Source organism: Rufibacter sp. JT3400010, assembly GCF_054956755.1.
On record NZ_JBUDXA010000004.1, the window covers coordinates 42,262 to 58,194 of the forward strand.

Consider the following 15,933-nt stretch of genomic DNA (forward strand, 5'->3'; position numbering starts at 1 on the left):
GAAAGGTCAGCTGCATGTAGCTGACCTTTCCTTTTTGCAGAATACAGTATTCCTCTTTCAGGCTTCATTTCATGAAAACAGGCGTGAAACGTTTATTTTCCCAGCCACTCTTTGAACGCTGCCGCCCGCTCGTTACTGATGATGATCTCTTTGTCTGTGACAGGTTTTACGTACACTTTCAGACGACCTTTCAAGTATGGGTGGATCTCATCAATGGAATGAATGTGGGCAATGAACTGGCGGTTAAGACGACTAAACTGCTCGGGGTCCAGAAGCTCCTGTAGGGTGTCTAAGGTGTAGTCTGTAATAAAACGCTGGCCGCCAGTGGTGATCAGGAAAACGATCTTGTCCTCGGCGTAGAAATAAGCAATCTCATCAGTAGATACCGAACGTATTTTATTGCCACTTTTCACCAGGAAGCGGTTTTTATAGTGGGGCGTTTCTACAATAGTTGAGTTCTTGTTGAGCAAAGCCATGATCTGCTGCATATCCAGAGACGGGGCAGGTTGGCTTTGCCGCAGGGCTTTGAATTTGTCCATGGCCGTACCCAGGTCCTCATTGCTGATGGGCTTGAGCAGGTAGTCAATGCTGTTCACCTTGAAGGCTTTGATCGCATACTCGTCATAGGCCGTGGTGAAGATGATGGGGCAATCTACCTGTACCTTCTGAAAAATCTCAAAACTGTTGCCGTCAGATAGATGGATGTCCAGGAAAGCCAGATCTGGCATGGGGTTAGACTCAAACCATTTCACTGCGTTTCGGATAGAATCAATGGTGCCTACCACCTGTATGGTTGGGTCATAGCGCAGCAACTGAGCTTCCAGCTTTTCTGAAGCTAGGTATTCGTCTTCAATCAGGAGAATGTTCATCAGGCAGCTTTGTTTAGAAGCGGTAATTTAGCGATGAAAGTAGAAGAGGTGACTTCTACATCTACTTTTTTATCGGTAATAAATTTATAGCGGTTAATGATGTTCTTCAGCCCCACGCCGGTAGACTCATCATGACTCTCCCTGAGTTGCAGATTGTTCTTGATAATGATGTAGTCCCCTTCCACGTAAACATCAATGAAAAGGGGTTCATCGCGGCTCACAATGTTGTGCTTGATGGCATTTTCCATAAGCAACTGCATGGTAAGTGGAGCCACTTGGAGGTTGAGAAGATGATCAGGCACGTCCATGTTCACGCGCAGGTTTTCCCTGAACCGTATTTTCAGCAGGAAAAGGTACGAGTAAATGAAGTCCAGTTCAGTGTGCAGGCTTACCAGTTCTTTGTCTTTGTTTTCCAGTACATAGCGGTACACTTTGGAAAGCTGCTCCACAAACTTGGCTGCCATGTCCTGGTCTTTGTAAATAAGGGAGGTAAGGGCATTGAGGCTGTTAAACAAAAAGTGCGGGTTTACCTGTTGTTTCAAAGACTCAAACTGTACTTTAATGGTCTCCTTCTTCAGTTTCTCAGACTGCATTAAGTAGCGGTGCCACTGGTTGTAGAAATAAATACCAGACCGTATAAAATGCACGAACAGCAGAATGATGCTGCCAAACACAAAAAACTCTTTGATGTTGCGCAGGGCCGTAGGGTCTTCAAAGTCAAACATCATCTGGCCCAGGAGTAGACGAGGCATCACTTCAAACAGCACCATCACCAGCAAAATGTAAATCTGAACAGCAATCCATTCATAGATGAAGCGGCGCAAGCCATACTCGCGCCAGTCATATTTCTTGCTCAGGCGCTTGGCAATACGGCGGGTACCTTCCAGCACCACATTCACCATTAAGGCATTATAGAACAGGCGGAAACCATCGGCGGTTTCAAAGTCATGCACGCCCGCCCGGTGGACAAAGAAAAATGTCCAGAAGATGAGAAAAGCAATAGCCGTGTTACCCAAGTAGCGTAACAGGTGCTTTTGCTTGAATTTAAATTTTTTCTTCATGAAGGGCGACTGCACAAACAGCCTATCCAAAAACTCTGTGGTGAGAAGCATAGTTCAATACGTAAGTAAGCACTCTTTCGCTTGGTAAAGAATAGTTGCGTGCGTCTTACTCATCTTAAAATATGGTGATGATTAAAATTCTGCCGAATATTTCCTCTTGAAGCTGGGCCTACTACCAGCCTCTAAGCCTCTGGAATTCCAGCTTAGAAATCTGTAAACCTCTGTGAACCCAACCCTTTTATCTGATCACTTAAAACCTGCTTTTTCTGAGGACTTACTGATGCTAAAGGGTATAGTGCCGCAGAAAGAAGAAAAATTGCCAGCGGCTTTTTTCATAAGTTTGCGTAAGAAACCAGAGCTGTGTTTAGCCCACGCTTCTGTACTAATTTGAGATTTTGGTTGCAGCAGGACAAGAAAATCCTGACCAAAACGGAAAATAACGTCCTGAACCTGTGCTATGTACTGCCTAATTATTCTGGTACTTACCTAATTCCTATGAAATCTATGAATTCTGCATGGCTCTTCCTTGTACTGGCCGGTCTCTGTGAAATAGGATGGGCCATTGGTCTAAAATATACCGACGGCTTTTCCAAACTGTGGCCCACTGTGATTACCGTGGCTATTATGATCCTAAGTTTCATCTTGCTGGCCCAGGCCATGCGCACCTTACCCGTTGGAACTGCTTATGCTTCCTGGACGGGTATTGGCGCCGTAGGAACCACCATCTTAGGAATGATCTTATTCAATGAGCCTAAAGATTTCATCCGTTTGGCCTGTATGGGGTTGATTATAGCCGGGGTGCTGGGGTTGAAGTTTTTAGCGAAGGGATAGGGGCTTTTGGGCCGCTTTGCGTGAAATAGGCTTAAAATGATTGATTTGCGCTGGTGCACACAGTTTGTAGTTACCTTGGCTTGTCTGCTTTCTGCGTGCGTAGAAGTAGGTGCATGCCTTATGTTATTCCCTTGGCTTTTCTGTTGTTTTCGTGGGTGCAGGAGCTGTTTTGTTTCATCTTTTCCGGTAAGCGCTCACGGCCGCGAGGCCCCGCCTTCCGCCCTCGCGCTGTGATTTCTCCTCACCTGCTTCGCAGTCGCTCACAGGTCGTCGAACTCTAGGCGCTCAAGCGAAAGGCTGGAAACGGATATGCGTGGTTTTCTTTTCCGCTGGCGCGAGTCTCTGACTCGTGCCTACAGATGCCGGGTAGTCTCCCGACTACCCTCGCTGCAACGCAGCGAAATCACGCATTACAAATCTAAGGTGCGGGTTTACTTCTGTAACCAACCGAATCTTAAACACTGACACACCTTATCTTACATCCTGCCATTTCAAGCCTGATTTCTGAAAAGGAGCCTTGAAACCAGTTTAGCGGCGATAAGCGAAGAGAGATTCGTTGGTGAGTAGGTAGAGGAATTTGTCTCCTACCAGAACTTGGCGGTAGGGAAGGGGTTGGGCTGGGAGAGGAATGGTGCGGGCTTGGAACGTGTAGAGGTGCTGAAAATGGAGCTGGTTGTCTGAAAGATAATACAGTTCATCGCCCACGAAGCCGACGTAAGATAGGTTGGGCAGCGGAAGCTTCTTCTGGTAATTGCCCATGTTGTCAAACACGTAGATGCCCGAGAGGCGGTCTACCATGTACAGCTTGCTTTGGTACTCGCGAAGGAAGGCGATGTCGTGTTGGCGGCGGTCCAGGATTAGCTCCAAAGGGTTTTCAAATACTACTTGATTTACACGGGTGTCAATCTTGAGTAACCGGAAAGTGGTTTCATCAAAAAGCCAGAGCCGGTCATCGGCGGCCAAGGTGGCAGCTCTGATGGTACCATCGGTGTATTCCCGTAAATCGGCTTGTCCTAGGGGTGTGAGGAAACGGTCCAGAAGTTGCACGCGGTGCCGGTCATCGTAGAACACAGTAATCTTGGCGGGGCTCCAGGCCTCTACCATTGCCAAGCGTCCCTGCACAGGCGGCGAGAACGTGTTGATGACCTTCCCTAGCGTATCCAGTTGGATGATGTTCTGCCGGACATCTGCCAGGTAGACACGATCAAACCGGTCAATGGAAAGCAACGCATTGCCTTTGGCCGGTAACTGAAACGCCAACGACCACACCGTTGCTTGCCCCTGCGCCAGGAGGGAAGCGGGTACCCAAAGGAGCCAAACGGAAAGCCCCAAGCAGAAATTAAGCAGGCTGCGGTTCAAAGTACGTGAGCGTAAGTTCTTGTCCGTCATATACGGCGTAAGAGCAAAAATTGACCCATTCTCCCAGGTTCAGGTAGCGGCTGCGCTCCCCAATGGGTAAATCCAAAGGTAAATGCCGGTGCCCGAAGATGTAGAAATCATGGTGTTGCCTTCCTTCCACCCGCTGGCAATAATGCACTAGCCATTCGTCATCGCCTTTGAAGACCTCGTCTGTTTTGGTATTCTGGATACGGCTGCGACGCGACCAGAAACTGGCCAACCCGATGCCCACATTGGGGTGCACTCGGGCAAACAGCCATTGACTCACTGGGTTCGCGAACACGCGTTTCAGCACTTTGTAGGTATAGTCTTTGGGCCCTAGCCCATCGCCGTGGCCAATGTAGAACGAATGCGCGCCAATGGTGATGGAAATAGGTTTTCTGAAGACGGGAATGTTCAGCTCTTTGGGGAAGTAATCAAACATCCACATGTCATGGTTTCCCGTGAAAAGGTAGATGGGAATGCCGCTGTCCGCAATCTCAGCGAGTTTGCCCTGTAACCGGATGAACCCCCGCGGAATGGCGTGCCGGTATTCAAACCAGAAATCGAAAATATCGCCTAAAAGATAAATGGCCTGGGCATCTGTTTTGATCTGATCTAACCACCGCACAATTTTTTTCTCGCGCGCCAGGCTTTGCTCCGGAGAGGGAACTCCCAAGTGGAAATCTGAAGCGAAGTATACTTTTTTACCGGGCGGCAGGTGGTCAATCGGTGTGATCATCAATCAGAAACAGGATAAGTTCTTTGGGGCCGTGGGCACCCATGACTAAGGTTTTCTCTATATCGGCGGTTCGGCTGGGGCCGCTCACCAAAGATAGCATAGAGGGCAGACGGTTGCCGTATTTGCCTTGCACAAATTGCAGGGCTTGTTTGATATCGGGTACTAACTGTGACAGTTTGGCTACTACAATGTGCATGGCCGGGTACACCGATAATCTTCTGCCGCTGGCATTAGCCGACGATACCAGAATGCTGCCGGTACGCGCTACCAACGCCTCACAGGTAGTGAGGGAAGCCTGCGCATTGTTGATAAAATCATCCTCGGTGCCATTGAAGTTAATGCCTCCGGCGTGCAGGATTTTTTTTAGGATAGGCTCCCACACGTAGAGGTTTTCAATGCCCCGCTCTTTCTTGAAGGCGAACAACTGGTCAAAGAAATCTTCTTCGTTCTCACAGTACACAAAGGTGCCGCTGTTCCTGATAAAGGTCTCCGCGAACTGTACCGAAAGGTCTTCCAGCAACGGGCCGTAGACCGAGGTGGAGAAGTCAGGGGTAGGAGGCAGAAAAGGCGCTGACTTAGCCAGCGCCTCTCTTACTTTGCGGAGCACAATCTCTTTGGATTTGGCTTCGTACATGTTGTATTTCCGTTTAGAGCCTACTTTTCAGAAAAGGACTACGAACTGAAAGTAGTTCCTTCTCCCAGGGTGGAACTTTGAGAGCCATCTGGCTCAGCGGCCGTAGGCGTATCTTCCTGATTTTGCTGAGCACCGGTCGGCGTGATGATATGGTTTTCACCGGCTACCTCACTTTGCGTCTTACTGCGGTCTGTACCCGCGGTATGAGCCTGGTAGTTGGTTAAACCTTCAAAAGGTCTTGGCCCAACCAATCGCTCCAGGTCATGCTGGAAAAGGATTTCCTTCTCTAACAATTCCTGCGCTACCAGTTCCAATTCCTGGCGTCTGTCTGCCAATAACTGTAGCGTGCGGTTGTACGCGTCACCTACCAACAGGCGTACCTCTGAATCAATGGTTTCAGCGGTAGTTTCTGAATAAGGCTTCGTAAACGTATTGTCCGGCTGCTTAGAGTCATAGAAAGACAGGTTACCTATGCGGTCATTCATTCCGTACATGGTCACAATGCTGTAGGCCATCTTGGTAATGCGCTCCAAGTCACTCAAGGCACCGGTAGAGATTTTACCGAACACAATCTGCTCGGCGGCACGACCACCCAGGGCCATACACATTTCATCTACCAACTGCTCGGTGTTGTACAGGAACTGCTCTTTTGGTAAGTACTGCGCATACCCCAACGCGGCCACACCACGCGGAACAATACTAACTTTTACCAACGGATCACAGTGCTCCAGGAACCAACCGGCAATGGCATGACCCGCTTCGTGGTAGGCAACAATTTTCTTTTCCTGCGGAGAAATGATTTTGTTTTTCTTCTCCAAACCACCAATCACGCGATCAATGGCATCGTTGAAGTCCTGCATCTCAATGGCCTTTTTGTTACGGCGGGCGGCAATCAAAGCCGCTTCGTTACACACGTTGGCAATCTCGGCACCGGCAAAGCCTGGGGTCTGCGCTGCTAATTTCTTCGCGTCTACGTCACCAGCCAAGGTCAAAGGTCCTAAGTGTACGCCGAAGATGTGGGTACGGCCGTTAATGTCTGGTTTGTCAATACTGATCTGGCGGTCAAAACGTCCCGGACGCAGCAAGGCAGAATCCAGAATGTCTGGGCGGTTGGTAGCAGCCAGGATTATTACCCCTGAATCTGTCGCGAATCCGTCCATTTCTACCAACAGGGAGTTCAGGGTGTTCTCGCGTTCATCGTTACCACCTGGCATTTGCCCGCGGCTACGGGAACGGCCAATGGCGTCAATCTCGTCAATGAAGATGATACAAGGCGCTTTCGCTTTGGCTTGCTTGAACAAGTCACGCACCCGGGCTGCACCCACCCCCACAAACATTTCCACGAAGTCAGAACCTGACAAAGAGAAGAATGGAACCTCGGCTTCACCGGCCACGGCTTTCGCCAATAAGGTTTTACCGGTACCCGGAGGACCTACCAGCAAGGCACCTTTCGGGATTTTTCCTCCCAAAATAGTGAATTTTGTGGGGTTCTTCAGGAACTCTACAATCTCCTGGATCTCTTCTTTGGCTTCCTCAAGGCCGGCTACATCTTTGAACGTGATCTTTACCTTGTTCTCAGCGTCAAACAGGGCAGCGCGCGATTTTCCGATGTTGAAAATCTGTCCTCCGGCTCCTCCGGTGGCCATGCGGCGCATCAGGAACCAGAAGCCTACCATGAGCAGGATAAAGAACGGCCAACCCATTAGAAGCTCAAGCAAACCAGTGCGTTTCTCAATCTCAAGCGGCACACGTTGTTCACGCGGTATATTTGCCTGCAATTGATCCAGATCCTGCTTAAAGCTTTCAGCGGTAATGATAGGGAAGTGGTAGTGCGCGCCCTGGTTGTTCATACTGAAACTACCACCACGGCTTTCCAACTCTGCCCGGTACTTCTCATTTTTCAGGGCTTCCTCTTTCAAGGTCACCTCTGCCACATTATTATTTACCACGGCCACTTTCTTCACGTCCTGCGCCAGCAACATCTCTTCAAACCGAGGCTGCCGTATTTCTATGGTGGCGTTAAGGTTGTTGTAGTAAGTAAGGCCGAAAATAAAGATCACGAGTGCCGCCAAAACCCATATTTGCATAGTGGGCCTGGGTGGCGTGGTGGGGATTATGTTTCTTTTTTTCTTTTTTTCTGGTTTTTCAGTCATGGGTTGTTCTCTCTCAATAAAAAGTAAACCTCTGGGCCGGGGCTTTGTTTAGACCACAGCTGATGTAGTGCCTTCCGTAGGCGCTACGTGCGTAATTTCGGCATCGCCCCAGAGTTCTTCCAGTGCGTAGAAATTACGTTTGTCCTTGAGGAAAATATGGGCCACTACGTCAACGTAGTCTAATACCACCCACTCACGGTTGGTACGGCCTTCACTCTGCCAAGGGTGTTCTTTGGTTAGTTTGAAAACTTCTTCCTCAATAGACGTAGCAATGGCATCCAGTTGGGTGTCTGAGCTTGCAGAGCTTATGATAAAGTAGTCTGAAACGGCATTCTTCAAAGATTTCAGGTTGAGAACGACAATATCAGCTGCTTTTCTTTCTTGCATGCCTTTTACTACCAGTTCTGCCAATATGTCGGAATTGTCCTGAATCGTGTTGTGTTTCATTTGGGAAATATAAATTTGATCTTCAAAAATACTAAAGTCTTTGCAAAATAAATTACCAGATACCCTTTTTATAGGCCAGCAATTGGTTTTTCTGCCAGAATGCGCCTCTACCAACACAGAGGCACACCAGCTTCTTAACAAAAATGGAGCCACGGATGGTTGTGTCATAGTGGCGGGTGCTCAAACCGGCGGACGCGGCCAACGTGGCAATACCTGGGACGTGGAACCTGACAAAAACATTACGTTATCTGTCATTTTAAAGCCAACCTTTTTAGAGGCGCAGCAGCAGTTCTCGCTCAACATTGCGGTGTCACTGGCGGCATTGGACCTGTTGCGGGAATACCTGCCTTTGGGAGCCACGCTGAAATGGCCCAATGACCTGTACTGCCATGACAAAAAAGCGGGTGGCATCCTGATTGAGAATGCTGTGAGCGGGCGTTTCCTGCAGCACAGCATTGTAGGGATTGGGCTCAATGTGAACCAGGTCACCTTTGCGCACCCCCGTGCTACCTCGCTGGCGTTGCTTACCGGGCAACAGTTTCCCCTTTCTACCGTGATCAACAAATTGCTGGAAAACCTTGAAAGAAGGTACCTGGCCCTGCGGAGCGGAGCGGGCGCAGCGCAAAAAAGAGAGTACCTGCAGCACTTGTACCGCTACCAGCAATGGCACCTGTACGAAGTAGGAGGGCAGGTACTGCCGGGTCAGATAACCGGAGTTGATGCAACCGGGCGCTTGGCGGTACTCATAGAACAGAAATTGCAGTTCTTCCAGTTCCAGGAAATTAAGTTTGTGATAGAGGAGTAAGCGTTTTAGGCCTAATTTTGAAAATAAAGCCGCAAAGAAGCCTGCCACGAAGAAAGGCTGGAGCGATTTTTGAAGGTATAAGATAGTGAAAATCCTATGATTAAGTTTGTTCTTTAACTATAGGTTGCTATATTTGAACGATTCTAAATATAGACACCACCCTCTTCGGTATATATGGTATGAAAATTTTTACACGCATCTTCCTGGGAGTGCTCACCCTGGGTTTAGTTTTTGGCAGTAAGGCGTCTACCTTGGGCGTGATACCGGGCGGTCTGCCGTTGGGTGCCCGCACCGCAGAAACCTCAAGCTCTGACACCCTTTTTCATGGCTGGCATTCTTCTATTGGTTCAACGATCACCGAGTTTAAGATATTGCCCGGCCTGAGCGTACCTTCCTTTAACCCGAACGTGAACAAGTATTCACCTCTTCTGAATCTGGCCAACAATTCTGGGGTGAAGGTGAAACCCAGATTAGGGCAGATAATAGCGGCCTACGCCAGTACGAGTAAAATTCTTGCCTCCAACCAAGGCACCAAGGAACCTAAGCTAATTCCCTCTTTGAATGCGTATCCAAACCCATCCAGAGGGATGACTAAAATCTCGCTGAGTTCACTGGGTGACGATAACTACAAGATTAGAATCTCTAACGCTATAGGGAAGGTGTACAAAGAGATCAGGGTTTTGAAGCCTAGTACTTCTGAAACCGTGGAAGTGGATCTTTCTCCCTTACCCGCCGGTATCTATTTCTACAGCCTTCTGGTGAATGAAAAGATGGTGGAAACCAAACGACTCATTCTGCAGCAGCAATAAGTTGCCAGCTGCTTAAGTTATAGAAGAGCCAGCCTGCGCTGGCTCTTTTTTTATTTATTGGGGTTGGCAAGAGGCTAGACGTGCAGAAAATTGCTAATTTCGAGGGTTCAATCTTTAACACATCATGTTGCAATACAATCGGATCAACAATCTGGTGGGTTGGCTGGTATTTGCGGTGGCCACCATCGTGTATGTACTTACCCTGGAGCCAACCGCTAGTTTCTGGGACAGTGGAGAATTCATTGCCTGTTCTTACAAGCTATTAGTGCCACACCCTCCCGGGGCTCCTTTTTACCTGTTGCTTGGGCGTATATTCTCTTTGTTTGCGAGTGAGCCTGCGCAAGTAGCGTGGTGGGTGAACTTGTTGTCTGCCCTTTCCAGCTCCTTTACGGTTTTGTTTCTGTTCTGGACCATCAGTATTCTGGCGCGCAAACTTTTAGTACCCAGCGCAGCGGCCGCTTCAAGGCTTTCTGCCACCGTTGCAGACGCTGAGGCTACGGTGGCCCCTACCATGGGCCAGACCATTGCCATTATGGGAGCTGCCACGGTAGGTGCTTTGGCCTTCACCTTCTCAGATTCGTTCTGGTTTTCGGCCGTTGAGGCCGAGGTATATGCCATGTCCTCCTTTTTTACCGCGTTTGTGGTATGGGCCATGCTACGGTGGGAAAGCCGGGCGCATGACGCCGCTTCAGACAAATGGCTGATTCTGATCGCGTACATGGTGGGTCTTTCCATTGGCGTCCACTTACTGAACCTGGTGGCAATTCCAGCCCTGGCGTTTATCTTCTTCTTCCGGCTTAGAAAGTATTCTAACAAGGGCGCCATCATCACCTTAGTGGTAAGTGCCGTGATTCTGGGAGTAGTTTTAGTGGGTATTATCCCCGGCTTGCCATCTATAGCCGGTAGCTTTGAAGTATTGTTTGTGAACAGCTTCGGCTTGCCTTTTGGGGCAGGCGTAATCTTCTTTGTGGTGTTGTTCATCGGGCTCATCGTTTGGGCTGTGCGTCACGCCATCAAGACCGGAAACCGGACGCTGCATACCGCTTTGCTGAGTTTAATTTTCGTGCTGATTGGCTACTCTTCTTACCTCATCATTCCTATCCGCTCTGGGTACGACCCCACTATTGACGAGAACGACCCTGAGAACATTGTGAGCTTTGTGTCCTACCTGAAGCGTGAGCAGTACGGCGACCGTCCGTTGCTGTTCGGGCCGCAGTTCAACGCAGAGCCGGTTGACCAGAAAGAAGGTGCTGCGCAATACATCAAAGGCAAAGACAGGTACATTGAGGTAGGCCGCAAGGTAGAGAACGTGTATGATTCCAAAGACAAAGTGCTGTTGCCGCGTCTGTACAGCAACCAGCCTGGTCATATTGCCCAGTACAAAAAATGGGTAGATGTACAGGAAGGCCAGAAACCGAGCTTCGGGGAGAACATGAGCTTCCTGTTCCGCTACCAGATGGGCCACATGTTCTGGCGCTACTTCGGATGGAATTTTGTAGGCCGGGAAGGCGATATCCAGCAGTCTGGCGTGCTGTGGCCTTGGGAAAGCAGTGATGGCTTACCAGATCGCGTTGCCGAAAGCAAAGCCCGTAACAACTTCTTTATGCTGCCGCTGGCACTGGGGATTCTGGGCTTGATTTTCCAATTCAGAAGAAAACAGCGCGATGCCTTTGTAGTTACCTTGCTCTTCTTCTTTACCGGTTTGGCCATTGTGCTGTACCTGAACCAGCCGCCCATTGAGCCACGCGAGCGTGATTATACCTTTGCCGGTGCGTTCTATGCCTACTGTATCTGGATTGGTTTAGGTGTCTTGGCTATCGCCGATTTCCTGCGCAAGACCTTGAAATCTGACATGCTGGCGGGCGTGGTGGCTACCGTCATTGGTTTGCTGATTCCGGGCATTATGGCGGCTCAGGGTTGGGATGACCATGACCGTTCAGACCGTTACCATTCCGTAGATTCGGCCAAGAACCTGCTGAGCTCAGTGGCACCAAACGCCATCCTGTTCACCAACGGCGACAATGATACTTTCCCGCTTTGGTACGCTCAGGAAGTGGAAGGTTTCCGGACCGATGTGCGCGTGGCGGTGCTTTCCTACATGAACACCGACTGGTACATTGACCAGATGAAGCGCCAGGCCTATAAGTCAGAACCGTTCCCTATGACGCTGGAAAATGAGAACTATCGCCAGGGGGTCAACGATTACCTGCCGTATGTAGAGCGTCCTGAAGTTGCCAGTGGCATTGACTTGAAACAGTACATCCAGTTGGTGAAGCAAAACCACCAGGCCCTGCAGATTGGAGACCGTTCCGGCCGTACGTACCTGTCTTTCCCTACCAAGAACTTCTTCCTGAACGTAGACAAAAACGCCGTTCTGGCTAACAATGCGGTAGCCCCGGCCTACAGAGATTCGGTGGTGAGCCAGATGCGCTTTACCATCAATCAATCAGGTCTGGAAAAGAAACACCTGGCCATTCTGGATTTGATTGCGAACAACAACTGGAAGCGCCCCGTGTACTTCTCTACCACCGCCGACAATTCAGACTTCCTGGGGCTGGATAACTATCTGCAGTTGGAAGGACTGGCCTACAGAATAGTGCCGGTGCAGAGCAAAAGTTCTGACCAGATGGGCTACATTGCCAAAGAGATCATGTATGACAACATGATGAATAAGTTCTCTTGGCGCAACCTGGACCGCGAAGACATTTTCTACGATGAAAACTACCTTCGTTTCCCGGCCAACGCCCGTGACAAATACTACCAGTTAACGCTGGAGTATCTGAAGGCCGGAGACAAAGCCACCGCCAAGAAAATCATGGATTACTGCTTCACACAGTTGCCAGATAAATCCATTCTGTATGACTACTACATTCCGCCATTTGTGGTGCCGTTGTACGAGGTAGGTGAGCAGAAACGTGCGCAGGAGATTGTGAACACCATGTCGGCCAGGTCAGATGCAGCGCTGCGGTACTACTTCACCCAAAGCACCATGTTTGAAACCGAGATCCGCATCAACCTTTTCATTCTACAGCAGTTGATTCAGGTCGCCCGCCAAGTGGGTCTGAACGACAAAGCCACTGAGATTGAACAGAAATTCATGCAGTACTACGGCCAAATGGGCAAATAGCCAATTCTGGAAACTATTAAAAGAGAAAGGCCGGTTAGAAATAACCGGCCTTTCTCTTTTAGCAGCTACTCGTTTCAGGCTTGTTTTATTGAAAGCTGGGTAAAAACAGATGATGGAATCTCTCGTACCAATGAATGTGAACCCGGAAATTCCCACGCATTCCGTCCCCCTTTGAGGGGGGGGGGTAGGGGGATGATTACTCGTGCAGATCATGGCATTCCCGAGAATCATTATTAACTGTTTGGCTGTTGGAAATGGTTCTTTAAACGCCTTTGTCATCCCCCTACCCCCTTCAAAGGGGGACGAAATGCGTGTACAGCATAGTGTAAAGTACAAGCAAGCGAGGCAGAAGGAATTGACTCGGGCGAGACCACGTTAACCATCCAAGACTCGTTTAGGATAGTTTTTCTGAAATGACCGCCTAAACGGGAGCCGGAAATCAGCTGATGAAGCTTCTGCTACATTTCTGCGGAAATACGGCTACCTTTGCAGGCAATTTAGAGCAGGTACGCTGCAGATCAACGCATAACATCCATGGAGAACAGAAATAACAGAGATAGAGACGGTGGCGGAAAGCCAAGACACTACACCCAACCCAAGGTAGATAAAATGGAGATGGTGTTCGGCCTGCGGCCGATACTGGAAGCCTTGCACGCGGGCAAAACCATGGAGAAGATTTACCTGCTCAAAGGCACCAAACACAGCATTAGCCAGGAGATTACGGAGTTGGCCCGCGAGGCTCAGATTCCTATCTCTTTGGTGCCCAACGAAAAACTAGACCAGCTTACCCGCAAAAACCACCAGGGCGCGGTAGGGTATTTGTCGGCTATTTCATATTCGCCGTTAGATGAGATTGTAGCCTCTATTTTTGAAAAAGGCAAAGATCCTTTTCTGTTGGTACTGGACCGGGTGACCGATGTGCGGAACTTCGGGGCCATTGCCCGTAACGCCGAGTGTATGGGTGTAGATGCGATTGTAATCCCTAGCCGGGGCGCGGCCCAGATCAACGCCGATGCCCTCAAAACCTCGGCGGGAGCCCTGAACCTGATTCCGGTTTGCCGCGAGCAAAACCTGAAAGACACCTTGCATTTCCTGAAACAGTCAGGGATAAGGGTAGTAGCCTGTACCGAGAAAGCAGACGATAATCTAACCGATACCGCCGTTGACTTAACCGGACCAGTGGCTGTGCTCATGGGCAGCGAAGAAGACGGTATCTCCCCGGAGTACCTGAAAAGAGCTGATGTGCGCGTGAAAATCCCGATGGTGGGCCAGGTGCAATCCTTGAACGTGTCAGTGGCCAGCGGCATCATCCTGTACGAGGCGCTGAGACAACGCAAAGCGGAAGCGCTATCTTAAAGAGGCAATACTCTCCTCTTGGTAGATTTTTGCCTCTTTTTCTGAAAATAGACCAATAGCGTCTTTTGAAAAGAGCGTTGGCCTGAAAAGGCTGTATCTGAAAAACCAGATGCAGCCTTTTAGCCTCTAAGAGGGTCTTCTTCTAAAAAGCAGCCCTATGAAAAATAAGTTACTCCTCCTGTTTCTGGTGTTTCTCTCCTTTTCGTGCTTTGACAAGGAGGAAACTCCCGCTGTGCTACCCAACGGTACGTATGTAGGCACCTTTATGCGGTCAAGCCCAACGGCAGATTATACCTCTTCAGACGTGACCCTTATTTTGGGAGGCAACTCTTTCTCTGGTGGCAGTGACATAGGCAAATACCCGGCTATAGGCAAAGGCACCTATCACGTTGAAGGACAGGAAGTGATTTTCAAGGACGAGTCCTTCTGGACAGCAGAATTTGATTGGACACTTATACTTGATGGCACTTTTGCTATCAATACAAACAACGAAAATATCACCCTCACCCGCAAGCGGGGGGACATAATTGATGTGTACAGATTGACCAGACAGCAAGAAGTTCGTTAAAACAAGAAATTTCATAAAAAAGCAGCGGGGCTACTTAAGATCAGTAGCCCCGCTGCTTTTTTATAGTGTACAGAACGTTAGATGAAATTCTGTCCTTTCATGGCTTTGGCATCGGCCACAAAGTCTTTTACTTTTTGCTCATCTTCGCGGCGGCACACCATAAACACGTTGTCATGGGCCGCTACAATGTAATCTTCTAGCCCTTGCACCACCACTAGCTGATCTTGCGGGGTTTTGATGATGCAATTCTTGACGTCATAGGTCAAGATGTTGCCATCTATCACATTGCCTTCGGGCGTTTTCTCTGACAAGCTGTATAGCGAGTCCCAACTGCCCAGGTCTGACCACCCGAAATCGCCTAGAATCACAAACACATTGTCAGCTTTTTCCATGATGCCGTAGTCAATGGAAATGTTGCGGCAATGGGAGTAAGCCCGGTTAATGAACCCATCTTCTTCATCGGTATCCATAAAGGTCAGGCCTTCGTCAAAAGTTTCAGCCATGTCGCTCAGGTAATGGTGGAACGCTTTGACAATGGCTTGGGCGTTCCAGATGAAAATACCGGCGTTCCAGACAAACTCGCCGCTGTCCAGAAACATTTGGGCAATCTCCAAAGATGGCTTCTCAGTGAAGGTTTTTACCTTTTTAAGCGGTTTGCTTTCATCATCTATAAACTGAATATAGCCGTAACCGGTATGCGGACGGGTTGGCTTGATACCCAAGGTCACCAGAATCTCACTGTTGGCCGTGGCCGCTAGTGCTTCCCGCACGCAGTTCTTGAAAGCCTCTTCGCGCAAAATCACGTGGTCTGCCGGTGCAATGATGATATTGGCTTTGGGGTTCCGCTTCGCGATTTTAAAACAGGCATAAGCAATACAGGCGGCGGTGTTCCGCCCAATGGGTTCTTGCAGGATTTGATTCTCCGTTAAGTCTGGCAGATGCTCCCGCACCAGGTTAGCGTAGTCGCGGTGGGTGACCACAAAAATATTCTCTGGCGCACAGATGCCTTCAAAGCGTTTGGCGGTGGTTTGGATCATGCTTTCGCCAATGCCCAACACGTCATGGAATTGTTTGGGGTGGCTTACCCGGCTGAACGGCCAGAAGCGACTCCCGATGCCGCCTGCCATGATTACTACGTAGGTGTTGTTATCCAT

The 15,933-nt window shown here is 49.3% G+C and carries 14 protein-coding genes; 6 read left to right on the forward strand and 8 right to left on the reverse strand.

Annotated elements, in window-relative coordinates:
• Positions 1–92: 92 nt before the first annotated feature.
• Positions 93–869 carry a LytR/AlgR family response regulator transcription factor gene (locus ACY0JR_RS05265; RefSeq protein ID WP_462632893.1) on the reverse strand — a complete coding sequence of 259 codons (777 nt, stop codon included), beginning with the start codon at positions 867–869 and terminating at the stop codon, positions 93–95.
• Positions 869–1,981 (reverse strand): sensor histidine kinase, encoded by a 1,113-nt coding sequence (locus ACY0JR_RS05270; RefSeq protein ID WP_462632894.1) that lies wholly within the window; start codon positions 1,979–1,981, stop codon positions 869–871. The genes ACY0JR_RS05265 and ACY0JR_RS05270 overlap by 1 nt, the downstream gene beginning before the upstream one ends.
• A 453-nt stretch (positions 1,982–2,434) precedes the next feature.
• Here ACY0JR_RS05270 and sugE point away from each other — a divergent pair, with 453 nt between their 5' ends.
• Positions 2,435–2,761: a quaternary ammonium compound efflux SMR transporter SugE gene (gene sugE / locus ACY0JR_RS05275; RefSeq protein WP_462632895.1), complete on the forward strand. Its 327-nt coding sequence runs from the start codon at positions 2,435–2,437 to the stop codon at positions 2,759–2,761.
• A gap of 528 nt (positions 2,762–3,289) precedes the next feature.
• Here sugE and ACY0JR_RS05280 read toward each other — a convergent pair.
• The 5 genes from ACY0JR_RS05280 to rsfS are packed head-to-tail and all read right to left on the reverse strand — an operon-like array spanning position 3,290 to position 8,114.
• Positions 3,290–4,150, reverse strand: coding sequence for a hypothetical protein (locus ACY0JR_RS05280; protein ID WP_462632896.1), 861 nt, complete (start codon positions 4,148–4,150; stop codon positions 3,290–3,292).
• On the reverse strand, positions 4,101–4,880 hold the full coding sequence (locus tag ACY0JR_RS05285) for a UDP-2,3-diacylglucosamine diphosphatase (protein ID WP_462632897.1): 780 nt from the start codon (positions 4,878–4,880) through the stop codon (positions 4,101–4,103). The genes ACY0JR_RS05280 and ACY0JR_RS05285 overlap by 50 nt, the downstream gene beginning before the upstream one ends.
• Positions 4,864–5,514: a LutC/YkgG family protein gene (locus tag ACY0JR_RS05290; RefSeq protein ID WP_462632898.1), complete on the reverse strand. Its 651-nt coding sequence runs from the start codon at positions 5,512–5,514 to the stop codon at positions 4,864–4,866. The genes ACY0JR_RS05285 and ACY0JR_RS05290 overlap by 17 nt, the downstream gene beginning before the upstream one ends.
• A 38-nt stretch (positions 5,515–5,552) precedes the next feature.
• Positions 5,553–7,667 (reverse strand): ATP-dependent zinc metalloprotease FtsH, encoded by a 2,115-nt coding sequence (ftsH, locus tag ACY0JR_RS05295; protein WP_462632899.1) that lies wholly within the window; start codon positions 7,665–7,667, stop codon positions 5,553–5,555.
• 48 nt (positions 7,668–7,715) lie between these two features.
• A complete protein-coding gene (gene rsfS / locus ACY0JR_RS05300; protein WP_462632900.1) occupies positions 7,716–8,114 on the reverse strand; it encodes a ribosome silencing factor in 399 nt (132 codons plus the stop codon).
• A gap of 40 nt (positions 8,115–8,154) precedes the next feature.
• On the opposite strand from rsfS, the gene ACY0JR_RS05305 reads away from it, so the two are divergent.
• The 5 genes from ACY0JR_RS05305 to ACY0JR_RS05325 all read left to right on the forward strand — a co-directional run bounded on the left by ACY0JR_RS05305 (position 8,155) and on the right by ACY0JR_RS05325 (position 14,779).
• Complete coding sequence (locus ACY0JR_RS05305) at positions 8,155–8,919, forward strand: biotin--[acetyl-CoA-carboxylase] ligase (RefSeq protein ID WP_462632901.1); 765 nt, start codon at positions 8,155–8,157, stop codon at positions 8,917–8,919.
• Between the two features lie 179 nt (positions 8,920–9,098).
• On the forward strand, positions 9,099–9,728 hold the full coding sequence (locus ACY0JR_RS05310) for a T9SS type A sorting domain-containing protein (protein ID WP_462632902.1): 630 nt from the start codon (positions 9,099–9,101) through the stop codon (positions 9,726–9,728).
• Between the two features lie 124 nt (positions 9,729–9,852).
• On the forward strand, positions 9,853–12,855 hold the full coding sequence (locus tag ACY0JR_RS05315) for a glycosyltransferase family 117 protein (RefSeq protein ID WP_462632903.1): 3,003 nt from the start codon (positions 9,853–9,855) through the stop codon (positions 12,853–12,855).
• 534 nt (positions 12,856–13,389) lie between these two features.
• Positions 13,390–14,211 (forward strand): 23S rRNA (guanosine(2251)-2'-O)-methyltransferase RlmB, encoded by an 822-nt coding sequence (gene rlmB / locus ACY0JR_RS05320; protein WP_462632904.1) that lies wholly within the window; start codon positions 13,390–13,392, stop codon positions 14,209–14,211.
• Between the two features lie 157 nt (positions 14,212–14,368).
• On the forward strand, positions 14,369–14,779 hold the full coding sequence (locus tag ACY0JR_RS05325; RefSeq protein ID WP_462632905.1) for a hypothetical protein: 411 nt from the start codon (positions 14,369–14,371) through the stop codon (positions 14,777–14,779).
• Positions 14,780–14,856: 77 nt separating this feature from the next.
• Here the strand turns inward: ACY0JR_RS05325 and ACY0JR_RS05330 are convergent, their stop codons facing one another.
• Positions 14,857–15,933: a mannose-1-phosphate guanylyltransferase gene (locus ACY0JR_RS05330; RefSeq protein ID WP_462632906.1), complete on the reverse strand. Its 1,077-nt coding sequence runs from the start codon at positions 15,931–15,933 to the stop codon at positions 14,857–14,859.